This window comes from Furfurilactobacillus milii (assembly GCF_009863985.1).
Lineage (GTDB): Bacteria > Bacillota > Bacilli > Lactobacillales > Lactobacillaceae > Furfurilactobacillus > Furfurilactobacillus milii_A.
The window spans coordinates 34,298-56,705 of the sequence record NZ_WEZT01000018.1 but is presented as its reverse complement, the minus strand read 5'-3'; the positions used below and the strand labels follow the sequence as shown (position 1 = coordinate 56,705).

Annotated in this window: 21 protein-coding genes; 9 read left to right on the top strand and 12 right to left on the bottom strand. The window is 44.9% G+C overall.

The features are described from left to right. Window positions 1-86 precede the first annotated feature (86 nt). On the top strand, window positions 87-395 hold the full coding sequence (locus GB992_RS08430; protein WP_238331082.1) for an LPXTG cell wall anchor domain-containing protein: 309 nt from the start codon (window positions 87-89) through the stop codon (window positions 393-395). Between the two features lie 265 nt (window positions 396-660). Here the strand turns inward: GB992_RS08430 and GB992_RS08425 are convergent, their stop codons facing one another. Then, window positions 661-1,887 (bottom strand): MFS transporter, encoded by a 1,227-nt coding sequence (locus GB992_RS08425; RefSeq protein WP_161002123.1) that lies wholly within the window; start codon window positions 1,885-1,887, stop codon window positions 661-663. A 323-nt stretch (window positions 1,888-2,210) separates the two neighbouring features. Between GB992_RS08425 and pyrF the strand changes: the two genes are divergently transcribed. From pyrF to GB992_RS08410, 3 genes are read left to right on the top strand one after another with little or no spacing between them, the layout of a single operon-like run. Then, complete coding sequence (pyrF, locus tag GB992_RS08420) at window positions 2,211-2,942, top strand: orotidine-5'-phosphate decarboxylase (protein WP_161002033.1); 732 nt, start codon at window positions 2,211-2,213, stop codon at window positions 2,940-2,942. Further along, entirely contained in the window at window positions 2,935-3,609 is a 675-nt protein-coding gene (gene pyrE / locus GB992_RS08415) for an orotate phosphoribosyltransferase (protein ID WP_161002032.1), read from the top strand. Before pyrF ends, pyrE begins: the two co-directional genes overlap by 8 nt. A 46-nt stretch (window positions 3,610-3,655) precedes the next feature. Next, window positions 3,656-4,549: a dihydroorotate dehydrogenase gene (locus GB992_RS08410; RefSeq protein ID WP_161002031.1), complete on the top strand. Its 894-nt coding sequence runs from the start codon at window positions 3,656-3,658 to the stop codon at window positions 4,547-4,549. On the opposite strand, the gene GB992_RS08405 is transcribed toward GB992_RS08410, so the two are convergent. From GB992_RS08405 to GB992_RS08385, 5 genes are all read right to left on the bottom strand, one after another. Further along, window positions 4,543-5,124 carry a TMEM175 family protein gene (locus tag GB992_RS08405; RefSeq protein WP_161002030.1) on the bottom strand — a complete coding sequence of 194 codons (582 nt, stop codon included), beginning with the start codon at window positions 5,122-5,124 and terminating at the stop codon, window positions 4,543-4,545. The genes GB992_RS08410 and GB992_RS08405 overlap by 7 nt on opposite strands. Before the next feature lie 144 nt (window positions 5,125-5,268). After that, the gene (locus GB992_RS08400; RefSeq protein ID WP_161002029.1) at window positions 5,269-7,842 is read right to left on the bottom strand and encodes an efflux RND transporter permease subunit; all 2,574 of its coding nucleotides are present in this window, start codon (window positions 7,840-7,842) and stop codon (window positions 5,269-5,271) included. Between the two features lie 121 nt (window positions 7,843-7,963). Next, complete coding sequence (locus GB992_RS08395) at window positions 7,964-8,542, bottom strand: TetR/AcrR family transcriptional regulator (protein WP_161002028.1); 579 nt, start codon at window positions 8,540-8,542, stop codon at window positions 7,964-7,966. A gap of 88 nt (window positions 8,543-8,630) precedes the next feature. Further along, complete coding sequence (wecB, locus tag GB992_RS08390) at window positions 8,631-9,749, bottom strand: non-hydrolyzing UDP-N-acetylglucosamine 2-epimerase (protein ID WP_161002027.1); 1,119 nt, start codon at window positions 9,747-9,749, stop codon at window positions 8,631-8,633. 92 nt (window positions 9,750-9,841) lie between these two features. Next, window positions 9,842-10,504 carry a TetR/AcrR family transcriptional regulator gene (locus GB992_RS08385; protein ID WP_161002026.1) on the bottom strand — a complete coding sequence of 221 codons (663 nt, stop codon included), beginning with the start codon at window positions 10,502-10,504 and terminating at the stop codon, window positions 9,842-9,844. A 217-nt stretch (window positions 10,505-10,721) separates the two neighbouring features. Between GB992_RS08385 and GB992_RS08380 the strand changes: the two genes are divergently transcribed. The 5 genes from GB992_RS08380 (at window position 10,722) to GB992_RS08360 (ending at window position 15,591) form a co-directional block, all read left to right on the top strand. After that, the gene (locus GB992_RS08380) at window positions 10,722-12,005 is read left to right on the top strand and encodes a YhgE/Pip domain-containing protein (RefSeq protein WP_161002025.1); all 1,284 of its coding nucleotides are present in this window, start codon (window positions 10,722-10,724) and stop codon (window positions 12,003-12,005) included. Window positions 12,006-12,147: 142 nt separating this feature from the next. Next, window positions 12,148-12,921 (top strand): lysophospholipid acyltransferase family protein, encoded by a 774-nt coding sequence (locus GB992_RS08375; protein ID WP_347877378.1) that lies wholly within the window; start codon window positions 12,148-12,150, stop codon window positions 12,919-12,921. Further along, on the top strand, window positions 12,921-13,745 hold the full coding sequence (locus GB992_RS08370) for a glycosyltransferase (RefSeq protein ID WP_161002121.1): 825 nt from the start codon (window positions 12,921-12,923) through the stop codon (window positions 13,743-13,745). The genes GB992_RS08375 and GB992_RS08370 overlap by 1 nt, the downstream gene beginning before the upstream one ends. Before the next feature lie 17 nt (window positions 13,746-13,762). Beyond that, window positions 13,763-14,722 (top strand): glycosyltransferase family 8 protein, encoded by a 960-nt coding sequence (locus tag GB992_RS08365; RefSeq protein ID WP_161002024.1) that lies wholly within the window; start codon window positions 13,763-13,765, stop codon window positions 14,720-14,722. After that, window positions 14,719-15,591 carry a 1-acyl-sn-glycerol-3-phosphate acyltransferase gene (locus tag GB992_RS08360; protein ID WP_161002023.1) on the top strand — a complete coding sequence of 291 codons (873 nt, stop codon included), beginning with the start codon at window positions 14,719-14,721 and terminating at the stop codon, window positions 15,589-15,591. The genes GB992_RS08365 and GB992_RS08360 overlap by 4 nt, the downstream gene beginning before the upstream one ends. A 177-nt stretch (window positions 15,592-15,768) precedes the next feature. Here GB992_RS08360 and mnmG read toward each other — a convergent pair whose 3' ends face one another. The 6 genes from mnmG to GB992_RS12020 form a co-directional block, all read right to left on the bottom strand. Further along, a complete protein-coding gene (gene mnmG, locus GB992_RS08355) occupies window positions 15,769-17,685 on the bottom strand; it encodes a tRNA uridine-5-carboxymethylaminomethyl(34) synthesis enzyme MnmG (RefSeq protein ID WP_161002022.1) in 1,917 nt (638 codons plus the stop codon). Window positions 17,686-17,765: 80 nt separating this feature from the next. Further along, window positions 17,766-19,157 (bottom strand): tRNA uridine-5-carboxymethylaminomethyl(34) synthesis GTPase MnmE, encoded by a 1,392-nt coding sequence (gene mnmE, locus GB992_RS08350; RefSeq protein WP_161002021.1) that lies wholly within the window; start codon window positions 19,155-19,157, stop codon window positions 17,766-17,768. A gap of 165 nt (window positions 19,158-19,322) precedes the next feature. Continuing rightward, window positions 19,323-20,372 (bottom strand): RNA-binding cell elongation regulator Jag/EloR, encoded by a 1,050-nt coding sequence (gene jag, locus GB992_RS11875; protein WP_161002020.1) that lies wholly within the window; start codon window positions 20,370-20,372, stop codon window positions 19,323-19,325. Window positions 20,373-20,488: 116 nt separating this feature from the next. Beyond that, the gene (gene coaBC / locus GB992_RS08340) at window positions 20,489-21,706 is read right to left on the bottom strand and encodes a bifunctional phosphopantothenoylcysteine decarboxylase/phosphopantothenate--cysteine ligase CoaBC (RefSeq protein ID WP_161002019.1); all 1,218 of its coding nucleotides are present in this window, start codon (window positions 21,704-21,706) and stop codon (window positions 20,489-20,491) included. Next, entirely contained in the window at window positions 21,690-22,214 is a 525-nt protein-coding gene (locus GB992_RS08335) for a TMEM175 family protein (RefSeq protein WP_161002018.1), read from the bottom strand. The genes coaBC and GB992_RS08335 overlap by 17 nt, the downstream gene beginning before the upstream one ends. Further along, a complete protein-coding gene (locus GB992_RS12020) occupies window positions 22,189-22,296 on the bottom strand; it encodes a TMEM175 family protein (protein WP_431188835.1) in 108 nt (35 codons plus the stop codon). The genes GB992_RS08335 and GB992_RS12020 overlap by 26 nt, the downstream gene beginning before the upstream one ends. Between the last annotated feature and the right edge of the window lie 112 nt (window positions 22,297-22,408).

The following is a 22,408-nucleotide window of genomic DNA, read 5'->3' as shown; positions in this document are numbered from 1 at the left end:
ATTAATCAGAGACCACTTAAAATACTTGACTGGCAAACACCTTATCAGATCATGCTGACAAATTTGTCCAAAAATTCGGATTAAATTTGCAATCTACCAAAACAACACAATCACTTGTTCAGCAGAAAGCTCAGACGCTTAAGTCACGTGCGGCTACAGATGCTGTGACCAGCAATGTGAATAATCAAAGTATTTCTGTAAAAGATCCATCCGTCTCAGAAAGCTCTGTCACATCGAAACCCACATTCACTAATAAAGAAAAAGCGACCGAACTGCCACACACCGGCGAACATGCCAATACTGTAGCGGCAGAAGTTGGTTTAGGCTTATTGGGAACATTGCTAGCACTGGCAGGGCTTAAGCGCCGCAAGCGTGACGAGGATCCAAATGATTAATTAGAGTTTCCTCAGCCGACTTAAAAAGACATTGTCTTCGCACATGGTATACAACTGCCAGTGCACAGGACAATGTCTTTTTTTATATGTGTCTTGTTTTAAAGGGATTATTTCCCGGGTAATATTCTTTGTTTGGCATTTTTCGCCCTGTGTCAAATATCTTCCATCCATCTGTACCGTGAGTCAGAATATCGCGGTAAAACAAACGTTAAACGATTTATCCTAAACTGATCATTCTTAGAGAAACTAACAATCGTAACTTAGCTTAAGCAGTAACGCCCCGTTTGACCAAGGCTGGAATCGTCAACATTACGATAAAACTAAAGATGTATAATCCCGCCAAGCTACCCATGACAATTGGCAAAGTAAAGTGTTCCATAAGTAAGCCAATTGCCACCGAGGAGAACCCCCCGATTGCACGGCCAACATTCACAATCACGTTATTGGCCGTTGAGCGAATTGTAACCGGATAAAGCTCACTAATCACGGCACCATAACCGCCAAACATGCCGTTTGAAAAGAATCCAATGAGCGCACCGGCTGGCAGAATTGTTGCTGTTGTTTTAGCCAGTGTGAAGATATAAACCGAAATTGCTGCACCAATGAGGAAAATGCCAAACGCCCATCGAGGTCCAATGTTATCTAGTACGTTACCAAAGACAAACATCCCCATAACCATGCCGGCAATGGTTGCAATCATCCACATGGCCGATCCGGATACCGATACATGAGCCTGCTTTTGCATAATTGACGGCAACCAGTTCATCAGCCCAAAATAACCAGCAATTTGAACCACTGACATCAACATGAGTCCAATCGTTTGGTATGCCCTGCGTGGACTATTAAACAACACCAGGAGGTTAACCGACTGTGTGTTGGCACTTCGTTTAGCAGTTAAGAATGCGGGTGTTTCGTGCACATGACGCCGAATAATGACGGTCAACGTAACTGGAATTAAGCCAAGGAAAAATAATGCGTGCCAGCCCAAGGTTGGTAAAACGACGGCTGCCAGAACAGCTGCCAATGCTGCCCCAATTTGACCGCCAATAGCAGCTACCGAAGTCATCCGACCAATCTTGTTCGCGGCAAACCGTTCCGAAATCAGCGCAATGCCCACACCGTACTCACCACCAGCACCTATTCCCGTTAAAAATCGGAACAAATAGATCCAACCAATTGAGTTTGCAAACGCCATGGCCGTGGTCGCAATGGCAAAAATAAAGACCGTATACGAAAAGATTTTTACCCTTCCGTACCGGTCACCTAATAATCCAAATATTAAACCACCTGCCAGCATACCCAGGTTAGTCACTGAAGAAATCATTCCTGCCTGACCTGCTGATAGATGTAGTTCTGTGATAATTGAGCTTAATGCAAATGACAAAAACATCACATCCATATTTTCCAACGCAAAACCGGCACTGGTGGATGCAATAGTCCATTTCTGTTGACTGTCTGTATGGATCGCAGAAGCTACTGGCGCTTGATTCATCACGATTACCTCCAAAATGAATGCTCTCTGACATTCGTTATTTTTTCTTGTCGCTTATCATGCCACGTCGAAAAATGATTTGCAAGTGTGCGTTTCAGATAACCCGTATCACATAAAAATTCCCTCTTGCATGCCGCTGAAAAAAACAGTATCATAATCTCCAATTAAACAAGCGCCGCTTTAAACCAATCCTGTGAGGTTGGTAAGCTAGCTCAAATTCAATCCGATATTATGGCGAAGTGTACGCCAGTAATGGATCGTCTGAACGGTTAGCCGGGCAGATGATCCATTTTTTGTGCCCAAGTGGTCGAAAGGAAGTTTTCATGAACGCCAACACGAATTCAATTATTGTCGCCCTTGATGTAAGTACAACATCGTCAGTCGATCAATTACTTGATCAACTATCACAAACAGATGACCGACCTGCGGTAAAAGTTGGTATGGAACTATTCTACAGTGAGGGTGCTGCAATGATTCGCCACATTCAACAACGCGGCTTTGACATCTTCTTAGACTTGAAACTACATGACATTCCCAACACTGTGGAGCGTGCTGCTTACCAGCTCGGGCAACTTAGCATCCAGTACACTACAGTCCACGCGCTAGGTGGCAAGGCCATGATTGCGGCGGCCAAACGTGGCCTCCAGCAAGGCGCACAGCAAGCGCACGTGACGCCGCCAAAATTACTGGCAGTAACTGAGCTAACATCCATCTCAGAAAAAATGTTAGTTAATGAGCAGCACGTCAGCCTACCAATGACCGATCAGGTTCGCCAACTCGCTCAACTGGCTGAAGCAGCAGGCGCAGATGGCGTCATTTGTTCCCCGCAGGAAGTCACAACGATTAAACCGTTTGTTAACGATACCTTTCTGTTGGTCACGCCTGGGATTCGGCTAACAACGAACCCGGCCGATGATCAGCAACGTGTCATGACACCTCGGCAAGCGGCGGAAGCTGGCAGTTCAGCCATCGTCGTTGGCCGTCCAATAACTCAATCTAACCAACCTGCAAACGCTTATATGACAATCAAAAAGGAGTGGTTAATTCATGACTAACACGGATAATAGCTCAAACACAAATACAACTGACCTAACTGAAACAATCATCACTGAATTGCTTGCCATCAAGGCCGTTAAAGTATCCCCAAGCAAACCATTTCAATATGCTAGTGGGATGATTTCGCCTGTCTACACGGACTTGCGGATGACAATCAGCTATCCCGAGTTGCGTCAGCATATCGCAACAGGTCTCACAGCCTTAATCAAACGCCAATATCCAAATGCGACGGTCATCGCTGGGGTCGCTACTGCCGGTATTCCACATGCTGCATGGGTAGCCGAGGTACTTTCACTGCCATTGATTTATGTACGGTCCCACCCAAAGGATCACGGGACTGGCAAACAAATTGAGGGTGCATTGTCATCCAAAGATCATGTTGTACTTATTGACGATCTCATTTCAACCGGGGGCAGTGTGCTGGGGGCAGCAAAGGCTGTCAGCACTGCTGGCGCTCACGTAGACGGTGTCGTTTCTGTCTTTAGTTACGACTTGCCTGACGCAACGGCTAATTTTGAACAAGCGAAAACATCACTGACGCCATTACTGGACTATCACTTACTACTTGAGCATCTCACCAACCACCATGAGTTAAGTGAGACAGACTGCGAATTGGCCAAAGCCTGGCATAATGACCCCTGGCACTGGCAACCAGTATCCATGTAAATCAATACTCGTCGACAACCCAACTCATCATAATCAGGAGGTTAACATGTCTATTACACTCGCAGGTGTGCGTTTGAAAAATCCAGTCATTGCAGCCAGTGGCACGGTCGGTTACGGTCAGGAACTGGCCAAAAAGACTGATCTCAATGCGCTTGGTGCCTTAGTAATTAAATCAACGACCGCTGAACCACGAACGGGCAATCCTTGGCCAACGACAACCAACACAACTGCTGGCTGGCTAAACGCCGTTGGGTTAAAAAATCCCGGCATTAAAAATGTCATGGCCGAAAAGCTGCCTTGGCTTGCCACCCACTATCCTGATCTACCAATCGTTGGCAGTGTCGCAGGTGGAAGCATGGACGAGTACGTTGAGGTTGCAAAACAGCTAACCACAGCACCAAACGTTAAGTTCATTGAGGTCAACGTTTCCTGCCCTAATGTCGACCATGGCGGCCTTGCATTTGGCACAGATCCAGCAACTGTTCAAACTCTGACCGCCAAAATTGTGGCCGCCGTGGATAAACCAGTGTTTGTCAAACTCACACCGAATGTAACGGATATTGTCCCGATTGCTAAAGCAGCCGAAGCTGGCGGAGCTGCCGGTCTCGTCCTCATCAACACTCTACTAGGCATGGAAATTGATCTTGCAACGCAAAAACCGCGTTTGGCACATGGCACTGGTGGCTTATCTGGACAAGCAATTCACCCACTGGCCGTCTATATGGTGCACCAAGTTCACCAGGCATCCACACTGCCTATTGTCGGCGTCGGTGGCGTCTTTACCGGTAAGGACGCTGTAGAACTCATGCTAGCTGGCGCAAACGCTGTTCAAGTTGGGGCTGCCACTTTTCATGACCCCGCATCTTGTGCAAACATTGCGGCGAACATTCCGGCAACCCTAGCCGAATACGACTTAACTTGGCCATCAGCAACCTATTGATTTCCTTGACGATACCAATGCGTGACGACTGTACGCGTAAACATTCCCAATAGAATCAGTACGAGTAACGTTTTAGGAAATAGGCCACCAACGACAACGTAACTGACACTAATCCAAAACATCATTTTTGTAGAACGGATCTCTTCTAAATCATGCGTTTTAGGTGTCATATGTGACTCATGTACAACTAGTCTAAACAGTAAATACTGTAATAGGTCCACTAACACCAAGACAGTTGCAAAGGTTATGACAACGACACGATTGAAAAGTTCTCGACTTAACCAAGCAGTCACAAAGGGGATTAACGATATAAGTGCCAGATAGTAAAAGTTCATCACAATCACCCGAACTGAAACTTTTTCCAAGGCACTAAATAATTCCTGATGTAACATCCAGTATTGTGCAACAACGGCAAAACTAATTAAAAAAATAACGATTTGGCGAAAAGCAATACCGATTAAAAGTTTAGTAGGATGCTCTGGCACCACAACGCCCAACACCATAATGGTGAGCACCACCGCAAACACACCATCTGATATCGCAACGAGACGTGATTTTGAATTTTTAAACATCATTTGCTGAACCCCCTTAGGCTTATTACACCACAAAACAGTGTCACCCACTGATCAATTTTCAGGGTGACACTGTTTCTTTGTACCTATTAGTTAGAGGTTTAAAGTACTAATGTGTTTCATGCTAATTAAGACTAGATTCTCTCTTTACACCTGTTTCCGTTTGTCACCACGATGCATGAACACAATGATGGCCGGCAGAATCGTCAGTGCACTAATCAGCGAGAAGCCAGTATCAATCACAGTGATTGGACCAAACGATTTCAGAACAGGGAAACTAGCAAAGATAATCGCGGAGAAGCCACCAATAACTGTCATCCCGGACACGAAGATGGCCTGTCCAACGGATGAAACAGCACTGATCGTTGCGTCCACTGTCGACTTCCCCCGTTTTTGTTCCTCCCGGTACCGCTCTAAAATTAGAATCGTAAATTCAGTCCCAATTCCAAGAACTAAGGAACTCAGCGAAATCGTTAGCGGATTGTATGACGTGCCCATCAACCACAGCGTTAGCGGTGACAGTCCCAGCACTAACAGAATCGGCAAAATTGGATACATAGCGAATCGCGGATCGCGATAGATCACAAACAGAACGAGGAAGATAATCGCAATCCCGGCAATAATAATCAGCCAATGGTTTGCCGTTATATTATGAATTCCCGTCAGCATCATGACCTCAGCTCCGGCTGGCGCAACGTGAATTCCGTGTGGGGAATTAATATCTTTGGTAATTTTGTTCATCAATTTCAGTTGGTCAGCACTCGACAAATTCTTGTTGATCTTAAATTGCAGCGTCGCATAATGCTGATTATTGCTCATCAACACCTGCTTCATAGAACTAGGTAAGCTGGCAACACCGCTATTCAAGGTGCCTTGTTTAACATCGGCTAATTGTTGGCCGCTTAAATTCAAACTGGTCGGCAGGCTCGTAACATCTGTCACATCATGATATCGTCGTTGTTCTTGCCGACCAAACTGATCCGTATACTGCATAACACGTTTGTCACGAACATCGTCGGCCTTCACCAAATAGGTAATATAAGTGGTTGAACCAATCTGTTTTTGCAGATACTTCGTGTCCTTAAGCGCAGTCATCTGTTGTGGAATCATCTTGGTCATGTCAGTTTCAGTGTTAATGTTATGTTCCACCGCAAAGCCAGCGCCACCTAGTAAGACGCCAATAACCAGCACAACAACACTGTGCTTGGTCACAAACGCCGCGTAACGCGCTAACACCTTCGCCAAACCAGATGGTTGACTCAGTTTGTGAGGCTCGTCAGCCTTTACAGGTTCAGCATGCCGATCAAAGAACGGTAACAAACTAAACATCAAAATTAGCTCCGTCAGATAGGCACTGACAACGCCAATAGCTAACGTTAACCCGAATTGTTGCATCATCGGCGCCTTTGACAAGAACATTGTCAGGAAGCTAAACGTCATCACAATCAACGCAATGCCGACAGCCGGTCCCATCTTGCCAATTCCAGTATTCAAGGCATCTTGACGATTATGTTGTTGCCTAAACGTCTCTTCATACCGATTTTGAAATTGAACGCCAAAGTCAGTTCCCAAACCAATAATAATGGGTAATGTCGCCATCGTGGCCAATGTTAGTGAGATGCCCGTCCAGCCCATGAAGCCAAACGTCCAAATCAAACTAACAGCGACAAACAACAGTGGGAACAACCGACGGCGAACGCGGAAAATCAACGAAAGCACGATCACCATGACAACGACGGCAAGACCAAGCATAATCATCATTGCTCTCGTTACTTGAGTTTGAACCTGACTAGTGATTGCAGGTGAGCCCGCCAAACGCACTTTTACACCTTTTGGAAAGTTTGTTTGCTTAATGGCGTGATTGATATCCCGCGTCATTTTAACGTACGTACTCATGTCCGTTTTATCGGAAGTATTAACCACTACCAAAACGTGGCGGCCATCCTTCGGCAATAATTGTTGCATCGCTGAAGGTACCTTTCCGTTGTTCGAAAAAATCAACGCATTAAGCATTGGTGTCGACATTTTTTCAACACGAGGCACCTGTGCCATTACTTGACTAGTCAATTGTTGGCGCTGTCCCGCTGTCAGCAAAGACATCGTGTAGGTTTGAATCTGCTGTTGTTGCTTTAGATTCAACTGACTGGCCATTTGACTAGCGGCTGTCGGATTAGCTGCCAACGCCTGTTTTTGAGCAGGTGTCAAAATAGTTAACGTATACTGTTGCACCTGCTGTTGCTGAGCTGGCGTCAAGGACTGAGCAAGCGTCGATTGTAACTGTCGCTTTTGTTTCTTAGATAAGCTGCTCATCAGTTTTGTTTGGCTAGACCCATTTTGATCTGTGCTCTGTACTGATGAGGCGTTACCATTCTTCAACGTTGCGTTAAGCACGTTCACAACGGTAGTCGTTCCACGAACATTATCAATCTTGTTCAGGCGGCCATCTAAACTATGGATTTTCTGCATTGTTTCATGTGAAATCAGTTTATCCTGAGTCCCTGATAACAGAATATACGCAGAATCACCGCCAAAGTTTTTCTGATAGGTCTCTGTGTCCTTGTAAACTTGCGATTTCGTGTTCACAAACACATCATTGCCCATATCCATCTGCACTTTAGGCAAACCAAAGCCAAGGAAAACCGTGATGGCTAACATGCTGACAAGCAAGGCTACCATGTGCTTTTGAATGAATTGTCCTAACTGTTCAAATTTTCTTTCCATACGTCTTGAGGTCCCTTTCTCTCAAAAAAGTGACCTCAGTATAACCAGATAAATTAAGCGCGAACAGAAACAAAAAGAACCAAGCATCTCAAAATGAGACACTTGATTCTTTTTGTTCTAATCACATTTCTGGAACACTACAAATTCGGTTTAAACCATCAGTCAGAAATGCAACAATTTCATCTTTTGGCGTACTCTGTTCCGTTGTCACCCAACGAATCATTAAATTAACAACAGCACCGGCAATTAAGCTAATCACCAAATCTGGACGAGGAGAATCCTCAACTTGCTGAATGAGTGGATCATCTGTTTTTTTCTGCTCTGCCAGTTTTTCTTTAAGCGTTTGCTCTGTGGCCGCAGTCAACACGTAGTACATATTTTCGTGCGAATTGGCTGTCGTTAAGTTCCGAAATACGCGCTGATTTTCCTGAGCAAAATCGACAATCTGTTCAACAAAATGACGACTGGGAATTTGGTTATCGGCATCCATCGTTTCACGAACCGCCCGAAACTCATCCTGTAGCAAGTCATACTTGTCATGATAATACCGATAAAAGGTGCTGCGGTGGTTATGCGATTGTTCACAAATGTCGTTTACGCTAATTTGTTCAAACGGTTTGTGCATCAACAGTGTTCGCATTGCGTTTATTAACTCTTGGCGCGTCTTTTCCTGACGAAAACTTTCTGGTTTGATAGTCATGCGTTTCGACCTCCTTGCATTAGTCAGCTAAAGATTATGTTTCACATGAAACGCCCTTTTGGCTAACTTTGCAACCCTCGTGATCAAACTAGGCTTTAAAGTATGTTGCAATGGCATCGGCAATCCGTTCACTTGCATGCCCATCTCCGTACGGATTTTTGGCGCTAGCCATTGCTTCGTATTCGGCTTGATTAGTTAATAAATTGGTCATCGCGGTGTAAACATTTTCTTCGTTTGTGCCTACTAATTTCAGGGTACCAGCCGTAACTCCTTCTGGCCGTTCAGTGGTTTCACGCAACACCAAAACAGGCTTTCCTAACGATGGCGCTTCTTCTTGGACACCGCCAGAATCTGTCATAATGAATAAGGCCTTGGCGGCCAAATTATGAAAATCAACCACATCTAGCGGCTCAATCAAGTGAATGCGTTCGTCATCAGCAAACACCTCATGTGCGGCTTCTTGAACGTTAGGACTGAGATGGACAGGATAGACCACGTCTAAATTCTGGCGCTCATCCACAACACGTTTGATTGCGCGGAAGGTTGCACGCATTGGTTCGCCCTGATTCTCACGTCGGTGCATCGTCAATAATATAAACTTGTGTCCTGCAGGGATTTTGTCCAAAACTTCATGATGATAATTCTGCGTAACAGTTTCGCCAAGCGCATCAATAGCGGTGTTTCCCGTGACAAAAATCTGACTAGCGGGATGGTTTTCTTTCAATAAGTTGTCACGACTTGTTGTGGTTGGTGCAAAATAAAGATCACTCAGCACATCAGTCAACTGACGATTCATTTCTTCAGGATACGGCGAATACTTGTCCCATGTTCGCAAACCGGCCTCAACGTGCCCAATGGCAACCTGGTGATAGAAGGCGCTCACGGATGCAGCAAACGTGGTCGTGGTATCGCCGTGAACCAAAATCAAGCGCGGTTGCTCCTGTTGAATGATGGCATCTAGCTGACTGACGACATGAACGGTAATTCCGGTTAACGTTTGCCCAGCACGCATAATATTTAAGTCATAATCCGGTTTGATATGAAAAATCGTTAATACCTGATCCAACATTTCCCGATGCTGCGCTGTGACAACCACAATGGGTTGAAATCGTTCGTCCTCTCGCAGGCGTTGCACTACCGGCGCCATTTTAATCGCTTCTGGCCGAGTTCCAAAAATCAACATTACCTTAATTGGCTGTTGTGCCATATTAGACATCCTCCCCTAACAAACTGAATAAGCCCACCATAACACGGCGGACTTAAAATAAACTTCGACTAGCGATTATTTGAATGAAAAAATTACGGTTGCAAACCCTTTTCTAAAAACTTGACTGTATAGTCGATTTCTGTTTTTAACGATATGTCATTCTCCGGGTTTAAGATTAACTTACCAAGGTATGCAAACACGCTGCTAACCATAAATCCAATAATGTACGACAACGGCCAATCCACAATGAGATGACGAGACTGCAAATCCTTAACCGCTGCATTGGTCTCAGTACTAATGCTTTTTGCGAAAATTACCTTGATCTGATCACTAAAGGCCTTATTGTACAGTAATTGGCCAACTAAAATTTTAATCTCACGAAAGTTAGTTTGTATAAACTTCAAGCGGTTCTCGACCACCGTTCCGATAAAGTGATGCAAATCCGGATAAGTGACGGTCAGCGCTTGGGTCTCGAATTCATTGGCAGCTGCAGGAAATGCTGAGCTAATGAGTGGCGTTAACACGGCTAACATCAATTCAGTCTTGTTCCTGAAACGCTTATATACTGTCCCTTCTGCCACGCCAGCCCGTTCTGCGATGTCTGCACTACTCGTATTATCAAACCCACGCTCTGAAAATAATGCCAACCCTGCGGCCAAAATTTGTCGCTGCTTGGGTGTGATAGTTGAATTGTCCTGCAATGCGGCCGTGTAAAACGCCAAAAAGTTAGTAGATTCATTATTTGTCGATGCCATTTCCAACCCTCCCACATGTTTTATCAACATTATGTCGGTCATCAACTACAAACGCAAGATAACCATTCAAAAATGAGTGTTTAATTCTATTATCCTTCCTACAATTTATCATTCATTGCCAAATTATGTTGACTTTTAAAAGATTAGCCATATACTGGGCTTGTAAAAGTGAGTGAGTAATTCCTCATCACTATTAAAAAAAACAAAGGAGTCGTTTATGATGAAAGGATTCACAATTTTTAAACAACCATTCGTATGGGCATTCATGCTTATCGCAATATTATGTTCAATTTTCTTTTCAGCTTGTCTACTGCCTGCTTTTCATGTCCTACCAAGCCGAACCGACCAGATTCCAGTTGTCGTTATTAATCAGGACTCAACGACAATGGGAAAAACTGTCACTCAGCAATTAATCAGGCATTTACCGTTCAAACACATTCGTGAAAATCAAGATTTAGCCACTAGCAAGACTCAGTTAAATAATCGTCATGTTGGACTCATCATCCGCATCCCAGCAACTTTCTCTAAAGATATCAAAGCCGGAAGAACTACACATCTTCACTACTATGTAAATAACGCCAACAGCCTTATTCAAAATAACATGAACAAATCTCTCATCAGCAACGCTACCAACAGTATTTCAGCCAACGTAACGACTAATAAGGCTAAGGGAATGTTTGCGAAAGTGCTTGGTCCACAAATTGCCGCGAAGGCTCAACAACAGTTTGTCACTAATCCAGCCGCGGCTCATTTAGCACAAAATCCCCAAGCAATGGCCACCGCTAAAAAAACGATGACCAACAAAGTGAAACGAAGCACTATGATGGCTGCCACCAAAATGAGTCAGGCCTTGAGTAAAGGAGTCTCACCAATAACACATACTTCAAATTCACTACCTACGCGTACCAGCTACCAAATGGCACCCATGACTCTCCAAATGGGCACTTATCTTGGTACATTATTGATGAGCGTCTTATTAGTGGCCTTATTCATGGTTAAACGTTTTAGTTTAGGTAAATGGTCAAGTTTCCTAGCAACACAGTGCGTTGGCCTATTGAATGCGATCGTGCTCCCTTTTGCTAGCGTCACTACATTACATTTACTCATCAGCATGAACAGCACAATTTATTGGCAGCTTCTCAGCTTTAACATTGTCAGCACAATGGTTATTTTTGAATTCACCTATGCCATCGCCACTATTTTTGCTGGTCTACCAAGTATGATTATCCAAATCCCATTGTTTATTCTACAAGTCGTTACCGGCGGCATCATCGTGCCTCACTTAGCCCTTAATGGGTTCTATCGTTTCATTGCTGCCACTACGCCAATGTACGCAGCCATGACTGGCAGTCAGAACATTTTGTTCGGAGGCGGTCAAACGGGCAACTTACTTCTGTCACTAATTTGGCTCGGCTTATTGTCTTTTGTCATCAGTGCTGTCGCCATTGCAGTTGGGTTCAGAAGTAATAAACCGGCGGGAATAGCCAAAGTGTTCGCTTAATATTATTTGATAAGGGACCACCGACTTGATTTAACCATCATGTTTCATCAAGTTCGCTGGCCTTTTTTAATCAATAAATACCAAATGTTGGCATCTATGATAAGATTAACGTTACATTAGAAACGAAACCGACGTGAGGGAGGTGAGGCACATTAAACGAGTTCAAACCTATCATGACGTGACAGATGACGTGGTGACGACTAATCACCAAACGAATATTCTGCCCAAAGATTATCGATGGCATCGCGACCGCTGGTGGGAACGATTATGGTCCCTTATCTTTCGTGGTTTGGCTAAGGCATTTGCTTACGTTTATTGCTATGCCAATTGGCATTTAACGGTGGTTAACCGCGGTGTCTTGAAACCGTTTCGCCATCAAGGCTACTTTATGTATGCAAACCACACCCAGCCGGTCAATGATGCGTTTATGCCGTTAGTTATCGGTGGTGCGCAACGTTTTCACGCCATTGTCAGCCCCGCAAACTTCACACTTCCAATATTGGGACCCAACTTACCCTATGGTGGTGCCCTGCCAACCGCAACTACAACGAGTCAGACCATTCAGCTCATCAAAGCAGTCGATCGAGTAATGGATCATAATAACTATGTTGTCATTTATCCTGAGGCACATGTGTGGCCCTATTACACCAAGATTAGACCATTTCCGGAAACGTCGTTTAGCTTCCCCGTTAAAACGCAGAAGCCCGTCTTCTGCATGACAACGACTTATCAAAAGCGTAAATTTGGCAAACGACCACGGCTAACTGTTTATATTGACGGTCCGTTTCAACCAACAGCGGGGCAGTCAAAAAAAGCTCAGCAGCATGAGCTTTGGCAAGATGTGACCCTGACCTTGAAACGGCGAAGTACCGCCAGCACTTACGAATACATTCACTACAAAAGAGATGATTCATGATGAATATTTTGTTCTGTGGCGATCATAGCGTAGAGGATGGCATCCTTATCGCAACGTTATCGCTCATCAAACATGTGCGAGAGCCTTTGCATATTTACGTGATGACGATGACGTTATCGTCATCAAACGGGGCACAATGCAAGCCTGTTAGTGAGCGATTACTCACTTGTGTTCGTGACGAATTACGCACTGCCAACCCACTCAGTAGTATTGAGGCAATTGACTGCACCACATTATTCAACCAAACACCACCTAGTGCAAACATGACGTCACGGTTCACGCCATATTCCATGCTCCGTTTATATGCCGACCAAATTCCACAATTGCCTAACCGTCTGCTTTACCTCGACGCTGACATTATTTGCCGCCAGTCGTTTGAGTCATTCTACCACCAAGATCTTCACGGCGTTGAGTTTGTCGGCGTGCTGGATCATTACGGAAAATGGTTCTTCCATCATGAACTGAAAGTCTATGATTACGTCAATTCTGGTGTTCTCCTACTTAACTTGGCCTACATTCGACAAACGCAGCTTTTTGCCAAGGCCCGCTACATGTGTGAGACGCAACAACGCTTCATGCCAGATCAGACTGCCTTGAACAAGCTGAGCCGCACCAAACGGATTGCACCGGAACGATTTAACGAGCAGCATCGCATTCAATCCGACACTGTTTTTCAACACTTTACGACGAGTTTTAAGTTCTTCCCGTGGGTGCACACGTTCACGGTGAAACCATGGGAAGTTCAGCGGGTCCACAGTGAGTTAGGCCTTCACGATTACGATGATGTCCTCAATAAGTACCTTGAACTCAAACAACATCAGTAAGAAAGGAGCGACACACGATGCCTTCAGCAATTATTCCTGTCTTTTACGCCATCAGTGACGATTTTGCACCCTATGCCGCTGTCTCGATCAAATCATTAACCTCAAATGCTGATTCAAATGACCATTACCAAGTCATTATTCTGCATCAAGGGTTGTCTGATCAAACAAAGACCAGCCTATCCGCCCTTAGTACGCCTAATGTAGAGGTTCGCTTTAAGGCTTTAACACAGTCGTTATCTACTATTCAAAATCAGCATCAAAATTTTCTCAGAGCCGATTTCTTTACCTTAACCATTTTCTACCGCTTATTTATCGCCGACATGTTTCCGCAGTTTGAAAAAGCTATTTACATTGACAGCGATACGGTCATCCCCGGGAATTTAGCCAATTTATACGAGCTGCCATTGGCTAATAATTTGATTGGCGCTGCCCCAGACCATTCAATTGAACATGTGCCACCGATGGTCGATTACATCACTAATGCACTTGGTCTACCTGCTAACGAATACATCAATTCCGGTGTATTGCTCCTCAATCTAACAAAATTACGAGAGGAACATTTCAGTCAACGTTTCTTGAAATTGCTACAAACGTACCAGTTTGACTGTATTGCGCCAGATCAAGATTATCTCAATACAATGTGTCATGGTCGCATCCGCTACTTAGACGAAGTTTGGGATGCCATGCCAAAGGACCCACAGTATGCGCCAGTGAAAAATCCGCAATTGATTCATTACAATCTATTTTATAAGCCGTGGTATTTTGACCACATTATGTACGGTCATTATTTCTGGCAGTATGCGGATCAGACCGCATACAAAAATATGCTCCATCAACAATTAAACGACTACACAACTGCAGAACGAAACGCCGATCGAGACAAACTGACCACTTTAATGACTAAAGCTGGCCAGTTACCCGATACACCCACGACGTTTAAAAAAGTGGCCGCCACCGGTGTGCCCATTCGCGTATGATTGTTGCAGATCATCGCGACCAAGTCATTAATAACATTCGGCAGGCCGTTGCTGAGGGCCGCTTTAACGATAAGGTAGAGGTGGGTGATCCTGTCTTATCAACGGAGGCCAAAACGCAGGCTGTCGATAACTACCTCAAACGCAGTCACACGCTTCACTTTAAAATTGCTAACTGGATTGCGCGAACTTTTATGGCCATCGCAACCTGGCTGACTAACCGAACGACCACCGTTTCCGGCTGGGAAAATCTGTCTAGTCTAGCTAAACACCAAGGTGCCATCATCACCACCAATCATTTCAATCCTCTAGAAAACACAGTGCCACGGCTACTAGCCCGGCATGAGCACCGGCGCTTATTCATCGTCAGCCAGGATACAAATCTGGCGATGACTGGCGGACTGGGTTATTTAATGAACAACTTAGATATCATTCCCTTGTCCAAACGGTTGGACTATCTCGGTCGCGAACTACCATCATTGATTCAACAAGCAACTGCCGCTGGTCACTTCGTGTTGATTTATCCCGAACAGGAAATGTGGTTTAATTACCGCAAGCCTAGGCCGCCCAAACGTGGCACGTATTATTACGCCGCCAAAGCAAACGTACCCATCATTTCCTGTTTCACCGAAATTCGGTCGGAAAAGAAATTAGCAACGCCGGAATTTCATGAAACAAGTTATCATTTACACATTTTGCCGCTCATTTACCCCGATCCTAAACTATCAGCTAATGCAAATGCCACGCGCATGATGAACCAGGATTATGCACAAAAAAAGGCCGCCTACGAGGCAGCCTATCATGAACCACTATCTTATCAGTTTGAACCACAAGATATTGTAGGATGGATTCCGGATCGTGCTCAGCAATAAAGCCATTATTTCACTATCATTAGCGCACAATCAACAATAGTACGATCCAGACGTAAGTGTTAATTAACAGCAATGCCAAAGAGTGGCCGTCACATTTTTTGCGACGGCCACTCTTTTTATAGTTTAAATCGTTATCTCTGACAGGTATCCATTAAAACAAATGTTCAATTTATTTAGCTATTGCGACACCTTAGCGATACGTCCCTGTTCAATATAGACGGACAAAATCGCAATATCAGCCGGGTTAACACCAGAAATTCGACTTGCCTGGGCAAGCGTTTCTGGTTGAATTTTAGCAAGCTTTTGCCGACCCTCTGTCGCCAGACCTTCAATGGCTTCGTAGTCGATATTTGCTGGAATGGCTTTTGCTTCCATCCGCTTCAGCTTGGCGATTTTCTCCTCAGCCTTTTGGATATAACCAGCATACTTTAGCTCAATTTCAACCTGTTCCACCACACGGTGATCGAGTGGCTCAGCCGGTCCATCGATAAATTGCATCAAATCAGCATAGGTCACTTCTGGGCGCCGTAGGAAATCGGCTGCCAGCACGCCATCCTTCAACGGCGCATCATTATGTGCTGCCAACCACTCGTTAACTTGCGCGTTGGGTTTAACGCGAACAGACTTCAAACGATTTAACTCAGCGGTAATAGCCGCTTTTTTGCTTTCAAACTTAGCAAACTTTTCATCATTAATCAGACCAAGATCGTGACCCATAGCTGTTAAACGCAGATCTGCGTTATCGTGCCGCAAAATCAGCCGATATTCAGCACGGCTCGTTAACAACCGGTAAGGCTCTTTCGTGCCCTTGGTCACTAAGTCGTCAATCATGACGCCGATGTATGCGTCAGACCGCTTTAATGTGAAATCATCCTCACCTAAAGCACGACGACCTGCATTGATGCCCGCGATCAGACCCTGGCCAGCAGCCTCTTCATAACCAGATGTTCCGTTCATTTGACCGGCAGTATACAGATTTTTAATCAGCTTTGTTTCTAGCGTGTTGCGCAACTGGTAAGGTGACACAACATCATACTCAATTGCATAGCCAGGGCGCATCATTTCTGCATCTTCCAAACCCTTGATGGAATGTAAAATATGCTGCTGAATTTCTTCTGGCATTGATGTCGATAGCCCTTGTACATACCATTCATCAGTCCGCCGACCTTCAGGTTCCAAGAACAATTGGTGCCGACTCTTATCAGCAAAACGAACGATCTTGTCTTCGATTGAAGGGCAGTAACGCGGTCCGACTCCTTCGATCACACCTGAGAACATTGGTGCTCGATCCAAGTTTTCACGAATGATTTCATGCGTGTGTTCATTGGTGTAAGTTAACCAGCAACTAAGTTGATTTTTAACGTCAATGTACTGGCTGTCTGGCGTATCAAAACTGAAGTGATTAGGTTCCTTGTCACCAGGTTGCTCTTCTGTTTCATCATAATGAATTGTCCCACCGTCAACACGTGGCGGTGTCCCAGTCTTGAACCGTTCCAGGTCAAAACCGAGTTTCTCTAAATCTTCTGACAATTCAATGGAGGGTTGCGAGTTGTTGGGGCCAGATGAATACATCAGTTCCCCAATGATAATCTTCCCACGTGAAGCAGTACCAGCGGTTAATACCACAGACTTCGCTTCATAGTGTGCCCCAGTGGCTGTCACAACACCGTGACAAACGCCATCGTCGACCAATAAGGAAGTAACAACACCCTGACGCAACGTTAAATTAGGTTCCCGTTCCATCGTGTGCTTCATTTCCTCATGATAGGCATGTTTGTCGGCCTGAGCCCGTAAAGCACGGACAGCAGGACCTTTCCCGGTATTTAGCATCCGCATTTGAACGTATGTCTTATCAATGTTGTGGCCCATTTCACCACCGAGAGCATCAATTTCACGGACCACAATTCCTTTAGCCGGACCACCAACAGATGGATTACATGGCATAAAGGCCACCATTTCCAACGAAATGGTCATTAATAGTGTTTTGTTACCCATTCTGGCCGCAGCTAGCGCAGCCTCAGAGCCAGCATGGCCAGCGCCGACCACGATTACGTCATACGCTTTTGCCTGGTATGGCTTTCCCTCTGAAATCATTTCATTTTCCTTTCAAGTGCCAACTTAATTTATAAACCGTAGTGCTGACAGTATGTTTCACATGAAACATGTTTGGACAACTATTTGCCCAAACAAAACTGAGAAAATAATTGTGTCAACAGTTCATCCTGCACAGAATCACCGGTTATTTCACCCAGCAGATCCCATGCACGGGTCATATCGATTTGAACCAAATCAACCGGCATCCCCGCAGCAATACCACTCATAACGTCATCTAAGGCTTGTGATGCCTGGTTTAATAATCCAATATGTCGAGCATTAGTGACCATTACCGTTGTCTGACTGTTTTCAATACCGCCAAAGAACAGGTTAGCAATCTTATCCTCTAACTGATCCATCCCGGCGTTCGTCAGCACGGATGTCGCAATCATAGCGTCATCGCCAACTAACTTTTGCAAGTCAGTCAGGTCGACTTGTTGCGGCAAATCAGTTTTGTTCAAAATGACGATTCGTTTGCTATCTGCCGTTGTTTTAATTAACGTGCGGTCCTCATCTGTTAATGGTTCACTACCATTAATGACCAGCAAAACTAAATCAGCAGCTGCTAACGCTTGCTTGGATCGTTCAACACCGATCTTTTCAACTTTATCCGTCGTGTCATGAATGCCGGCCGTATCAACCAGTTTTAACGGGACACCCTTCACGTTCACATATTCTTCAATGACATCGCGAGTCGTCCCGGCGACATCCGTCACGATTGCCTTATCCTCATGAAGAAGGTGATTTAAGAGACTAGATTTACCGACATTAGGCCGTCCAACAATGGCTGTTGCCAAACCTTCGCGCAGTACCTTACCCTGTTGAGCAGTACTGAGAAGATCTGCAATTCTAGCCTTTACATCCTTGGCCTTTTCCAACAATAACCGCGTCGTCATGGTTTCTACATCATCATACTCAGGGTAATCAATATTCACTTCGACTTGGGCTAAAACATCCAAGATGTCCTGACGTAAATTGCGAATCAAGTGAGCTAAATCGCCGTCCAATTGATTTAACGCGACCTTCATTGATTTGTCAGTTTTGGCACGGATTAAATCCATTACAGCTTCAGCTTGTGACAAGTCAATTCGACCATTAAGGAAAGCACGTTTGGTAAACTCACCAGGTTCAGCTAACCGCGCCCCGTGACTTAACAACAACTGTAAAATTCGGTTGGTGGCCACAATCCCGCCATGACAGTTAATTTCAATAACGTCTTCACGCGTAAATGTCTTTGGCGCTAACATGACAGAAACCATCACCTCATCAACTTCTTCGTTGGTGTCAGGATCAATAATGTGTCCGTAATTAATGGTGTGACTAGCTACTTTACTTAAATCACGACCCTTAAAGACCTTTTCAGCAGTAGCCAACGCCTCTTCACCACTCAATCGCACAATTGAAATTGCACCCTCACCAGGTGGCGTTGAGATCGCTGCGATGGTATCAAACTCAGTAATCGTTTGTGACATATAAACTCCCTTCTCCGCTGATTAATAAATTGCATAAAAAAAGTGCCACCCCACGCGTAAAAAACACGTGGGCAAAGCACCTTGACTACTTTAACCAGTAATATCCATATCAAATGTTTAATTAATGTACCCAATATTAAAAGCGTCGGCTCTTTTTGTCAAGCATTAGCGTGGAGCCACAACCACACCGCGCCGTGGTTCCCTACCTTGTGAGAAAGTCGTCACATGTGTGTTTTTAGCCAGTTGTGTGTGAATGACCTTCCGCTCATAAGCAGGCATGGGGTCAAGCAACTCTGGTTCACCGCCCGCAATTACATCACGCGCAGTATTATCAGCCAAACGCCTTAAAGTGGTGGCGCGTCGCTCACGATAGCCAGCCACATCAAGCATTAATTCGAAATGCTGCATGCCCTGCCGCAACATAAATGTATTGCCAAGCACTTGTAAAGCGTTCAACGTACGACCATGCCGACCGATCAATAATCCCTCTTGTTCGGTCATAAAGGTTATTGTTGCGCCGTGATGGTATGTATCGGCCTCTGCGTCAGCACTAATACCAAGTTGCTCCAACGTATCGAGCAAGTAATTGGCAACTGCTTCCAAATTATCATCCAAGCGCGCTTGATTAGCCTGTTGGCGAGCCTTCAACTCTTCTGGTGTCAATTGAGTGGTTGCAGACATTGAAGTAATCGAATCAGTCAAACCAGCAGCCTGCGATTGAGCAACAGCACTGCTCATCGTGGCAGTTGTCGAGACAGTCGAAGTGGTCTCAGCAGACGCAACAACACTGTCGGCAACCTCAGCCGAAGTTAATGAACTTTTAGCGTGGGGATGGTCTCCCTCACGTTGTCGAACATCGGCGGTTGCATCAACATTTCGTTCAATATCCTCATCACGCTTAGCAGCCACCCGTTGACCACTTGGATGATCAAACGTCGGACTAGTTTTAGCATTTTTAAGTGGTTTACTTTGCGTTGTCCGTGATGAAGTTGCTCCCGTGGACGCACCAGCTGATACCTTAGCCGATTGCGGCGTTTTTGTAACGGAAACTGGCTTAATCGTAATATCGACGATGGCCTCTTTTTTCAAGCGTCCAAACCAGCCATGGACCGGTTCAGATACAACTGTAATCGCAACTTTGTCACGATCAATTTGAATTTTTTTGAGTCCGTTTTGAATTGCTTCATCCACGGTTTTCCCCTGATATTGCGTCACAGCTATTCCTCCAAATAAATCACGTACCTACATTTTAGCATGGATTGACTAACTTTTTATTGAACATTCACATTCTAGTTACCGCCCATTTGTCGCCAAAATGTCAGTAACTGAAATCATTGCCCGGGTAATAACGTTACAACCCTATCAACAAGTTCTGCCGCAAGCTCAGACTTAGCCATGACTGGTAATTTTTCGGGTTCCTGATTGGGACGCAGAATAATGACTTGGTTATTGTCGGCGTTGAAGCCAATATCTTTTCGGCTCACATCGTTAGCAACCAGCATATCCAATTTCTTATCGGTTAATTTTTGTTGGGCGTTTGCCAATAGATGTTCGGTCTCTGCAGCGAATCCCACCATGACTTGTTTAGTCTTCTGCGTTGCCAATGTCTTTAAGATGTCGGGGTTTTTTGTGAGTTTGATTGTCATCGTATCGTTATCGGCCGTTTTTTTAATCTTCTGGGTAGCTTCTTCAACTGGTCGAAAATCAGCGACCGCTGCTGCCATGATGACAGCATCCTGTTCGGCAAAACGGTGTTGCATCTGGTCTAGCATTTCTTTGGCACCGGCAACGTGGACAATTTCAACACCGGCCGGTGCAGTCAAAGTGGTTGTGCTACTAATTAAAGTGACGTCAGCTCCTTCATTAGCCGCCGCGGTTGCAATTGCGTAGCCCATTTTTCCTGAGGAATCATTACTGATAAAACGAACTGGATCAATACGTTCACGCGTCCCGCCAGCCGTGACAAGTACATGGCGATGGCGCAAACGCCCCGTTTGTTGAGCCCATTTTTGCTGTATAAAATCTACAATCATTGTCGGTTCAGGTAATCGACCACGCCCTGCGTACCCTTCAGCTAATAGCCCCGTATCTGGTTGCATCACTATCACGCCATCGGCTGCTAATGTGGCCACATTACGAACGGTCGCTGGTGCTGCCCACATGTGATTATTCATTGCTGGCACCACGATTTTTAACGCTGTGGTGGCCAACAATGTTGTTGAGACAGCGTCATCAGCCATTCCCATCGCCATTTTAGCAATGATGTTTGCCGTTGCTGGTACAACAACAGCAATATCTGTCCAATCAGCCATCTCAATGTGTGGCACATAGTGACCGTCACTGCCATTGTTGCCAAATAAATCCGTCAATACCGGTTGTTTAGTTAATGCACCAAACGTCAGTGGCGTTACAAACTTTGTTGCATCCGTTGTCATTGCTACACGAACAACAGCTCCCTGTTTCATCAAACCGCGAACGACTTCGGCCGCCTTGTAAATTGCAATGCCACCGGTGACATAAACGGCAATGTGCTTATTCTCGAGTCTCATGCTTTTCCTCCTGTTTTGCCACTGAATGATGTTCTTGACGTTGTGCATCCTGCCAAGCCCGAATAACGTTAAAAACTGCCAACAATATCGTAACAAGTAAACCGCTGATTGGCACAAAGTAGACCAGCACAACGGCGACAAAGAGACCACCATATAATGCAGCCGCACTGTACCCGTTTAGTTTGCCAACAAACCGGATATGATCGCTATCAGCTGGATTGACCCGTCGTAAGTCACGCGCCATTTTTGTATAAGATAACGACCATAGCAATTGAACACCCACGTATAGCCACTCTGCCAACCGTTTGTCTGGAAACTCCCCTACAAAGGCTGTCACATACGGGAAAAAGCTCAAAAAGAGAAGCCATAGAACATTATCCCAGTAAACAATAGTCGTTATCTTGCCAGAACCATTAAATAAATCATGATGGTTATACCACACAATCATAATGAACAAGAAACTAATCGCATAGGTGGCAAATTTAACACTTTGGGTCAATAAATTCATGAACGTGAATTCCTGTTGGCACCACTAGCTGCAAAACCAACAGTGTTACGATAATGGCGATGATGCCATCCGTAAAGGTAATTAATCTCGATTTATGGTAGATTGCAAATTTAATCCGAATTTTTGGACAAATTTGTCAGCATGATCTGATAAGGTGTTTGCCAGTCAAGTATTTTAAGTGGTCTCTGATTAAT

Coding starts and splice junctions, on each gene's coding strand:
- pyrE (WP_161002032.1), top strand. CDS start 2,935: ATGACTAACACGGATAATAGCTCAAACACAAATACAACTGACCTAACT.
- mnmG (WP_161002022.1), bottom strand. CDS start 17,685: ATGATTTCAGAGGGAAAGCCATACCAGGCAAAAGCGTATGACGTAATC.
- GB992_RS08370 (WP_161002121.1), top strand. CDS start 12,921: ATGAATATTTTGTTCTGTGGCGATCATAGCGTAGAGGATGGCATCCTT.
- pyrF (WP_161002033.1), top strand. CDS start 2,211: ATGAACGCCAACACGAATTCAATTATTGTCGCCCTTGATGTAAGTACA.
- GB992_RS08385 (WP_161002026.1), bottom strand. CDS start 10,504: ATGGCATCGACAAATAATGAATCTACTAACTTTTTGGCGTTTTACACG.
- GB992_RS08380 (WP_161002025.1), top strand. CDS start 10,722: ATGATGAAAGGATTCACAATTTTTAAACAACCATTCGTATGGGCATTC.
- mnmE (WP_161002021.1), bottom strand. CDS start 19,157: ATGTCACAAACGATTACTGAGTTTGATACCATCGCAGCGATCTCAACG.
- coaBC (WP_161002019.1), bottom strand. CDS start 21,706: ATGAGACTCGAGAATAAGCACATTGCCGTTTATGTCACCGGTGGCATT.
- GB992_RS08335 (WP_161002018.1), bottom strand. CDS start 22,214: ATGAATTTATTGACCCAAAGTGTTAAATTTGCCACCTATGCGATTAGT.
- GB992_RS08425 (WP_161002123.1), bottom strand. CDS start 1,887: ATGAATCAAGCGCCAGTAGCTTCTGCGATCCATACAGACAGTCAACAG.
- GB992_RS08405 (WP_161002030.1), bottom strand. CDS start 5,124: ATGATGTTTAAAAATTCAAAATCACGTCTCGTTGCGATATCAGATGGT.
- GB992_RS08360 (WP_161002023.1), top strand. CDS start 14,719: ATGATTGTTGCAGATCATCGCGACCAAGTCATTAATAACATTCGGCAG.
- GB992_RS08410 (WP_161002031.1), top strand. CDS start 3,656: ATGTCTATTACACTCGCAGGTGTGCGTTTGAAAAATCCAGTCATTGCA.
- wecB (WP_161002027.1), bottom strand. CDS start 9,749: ATGGCACAACAGCCAATTAAGGTAATGTTGATTTTTGGAACTCGGCCA.
- GB992_RS08395 (WP_161002028.1), bottom strand. CDS start 8,542: ATGACTATCAAACCAGAAAGTTTTCGTCAGGAAAAGACGCGCCAAGAG.
- GB992_RS08400 (WP_161002029.1), bottom strand. CDS start 7,842: ATGGAAAGAAAATTTGAACAGTTAGGACAATTCATTCAAAAGCACATG.
- GB992_RS08365 (WP_161002024.1), top strand. CDS start 13,763: ATGCCTTCAGCAATTATTCCTGTCTTTTACGCCATCAGTGACGATTTT.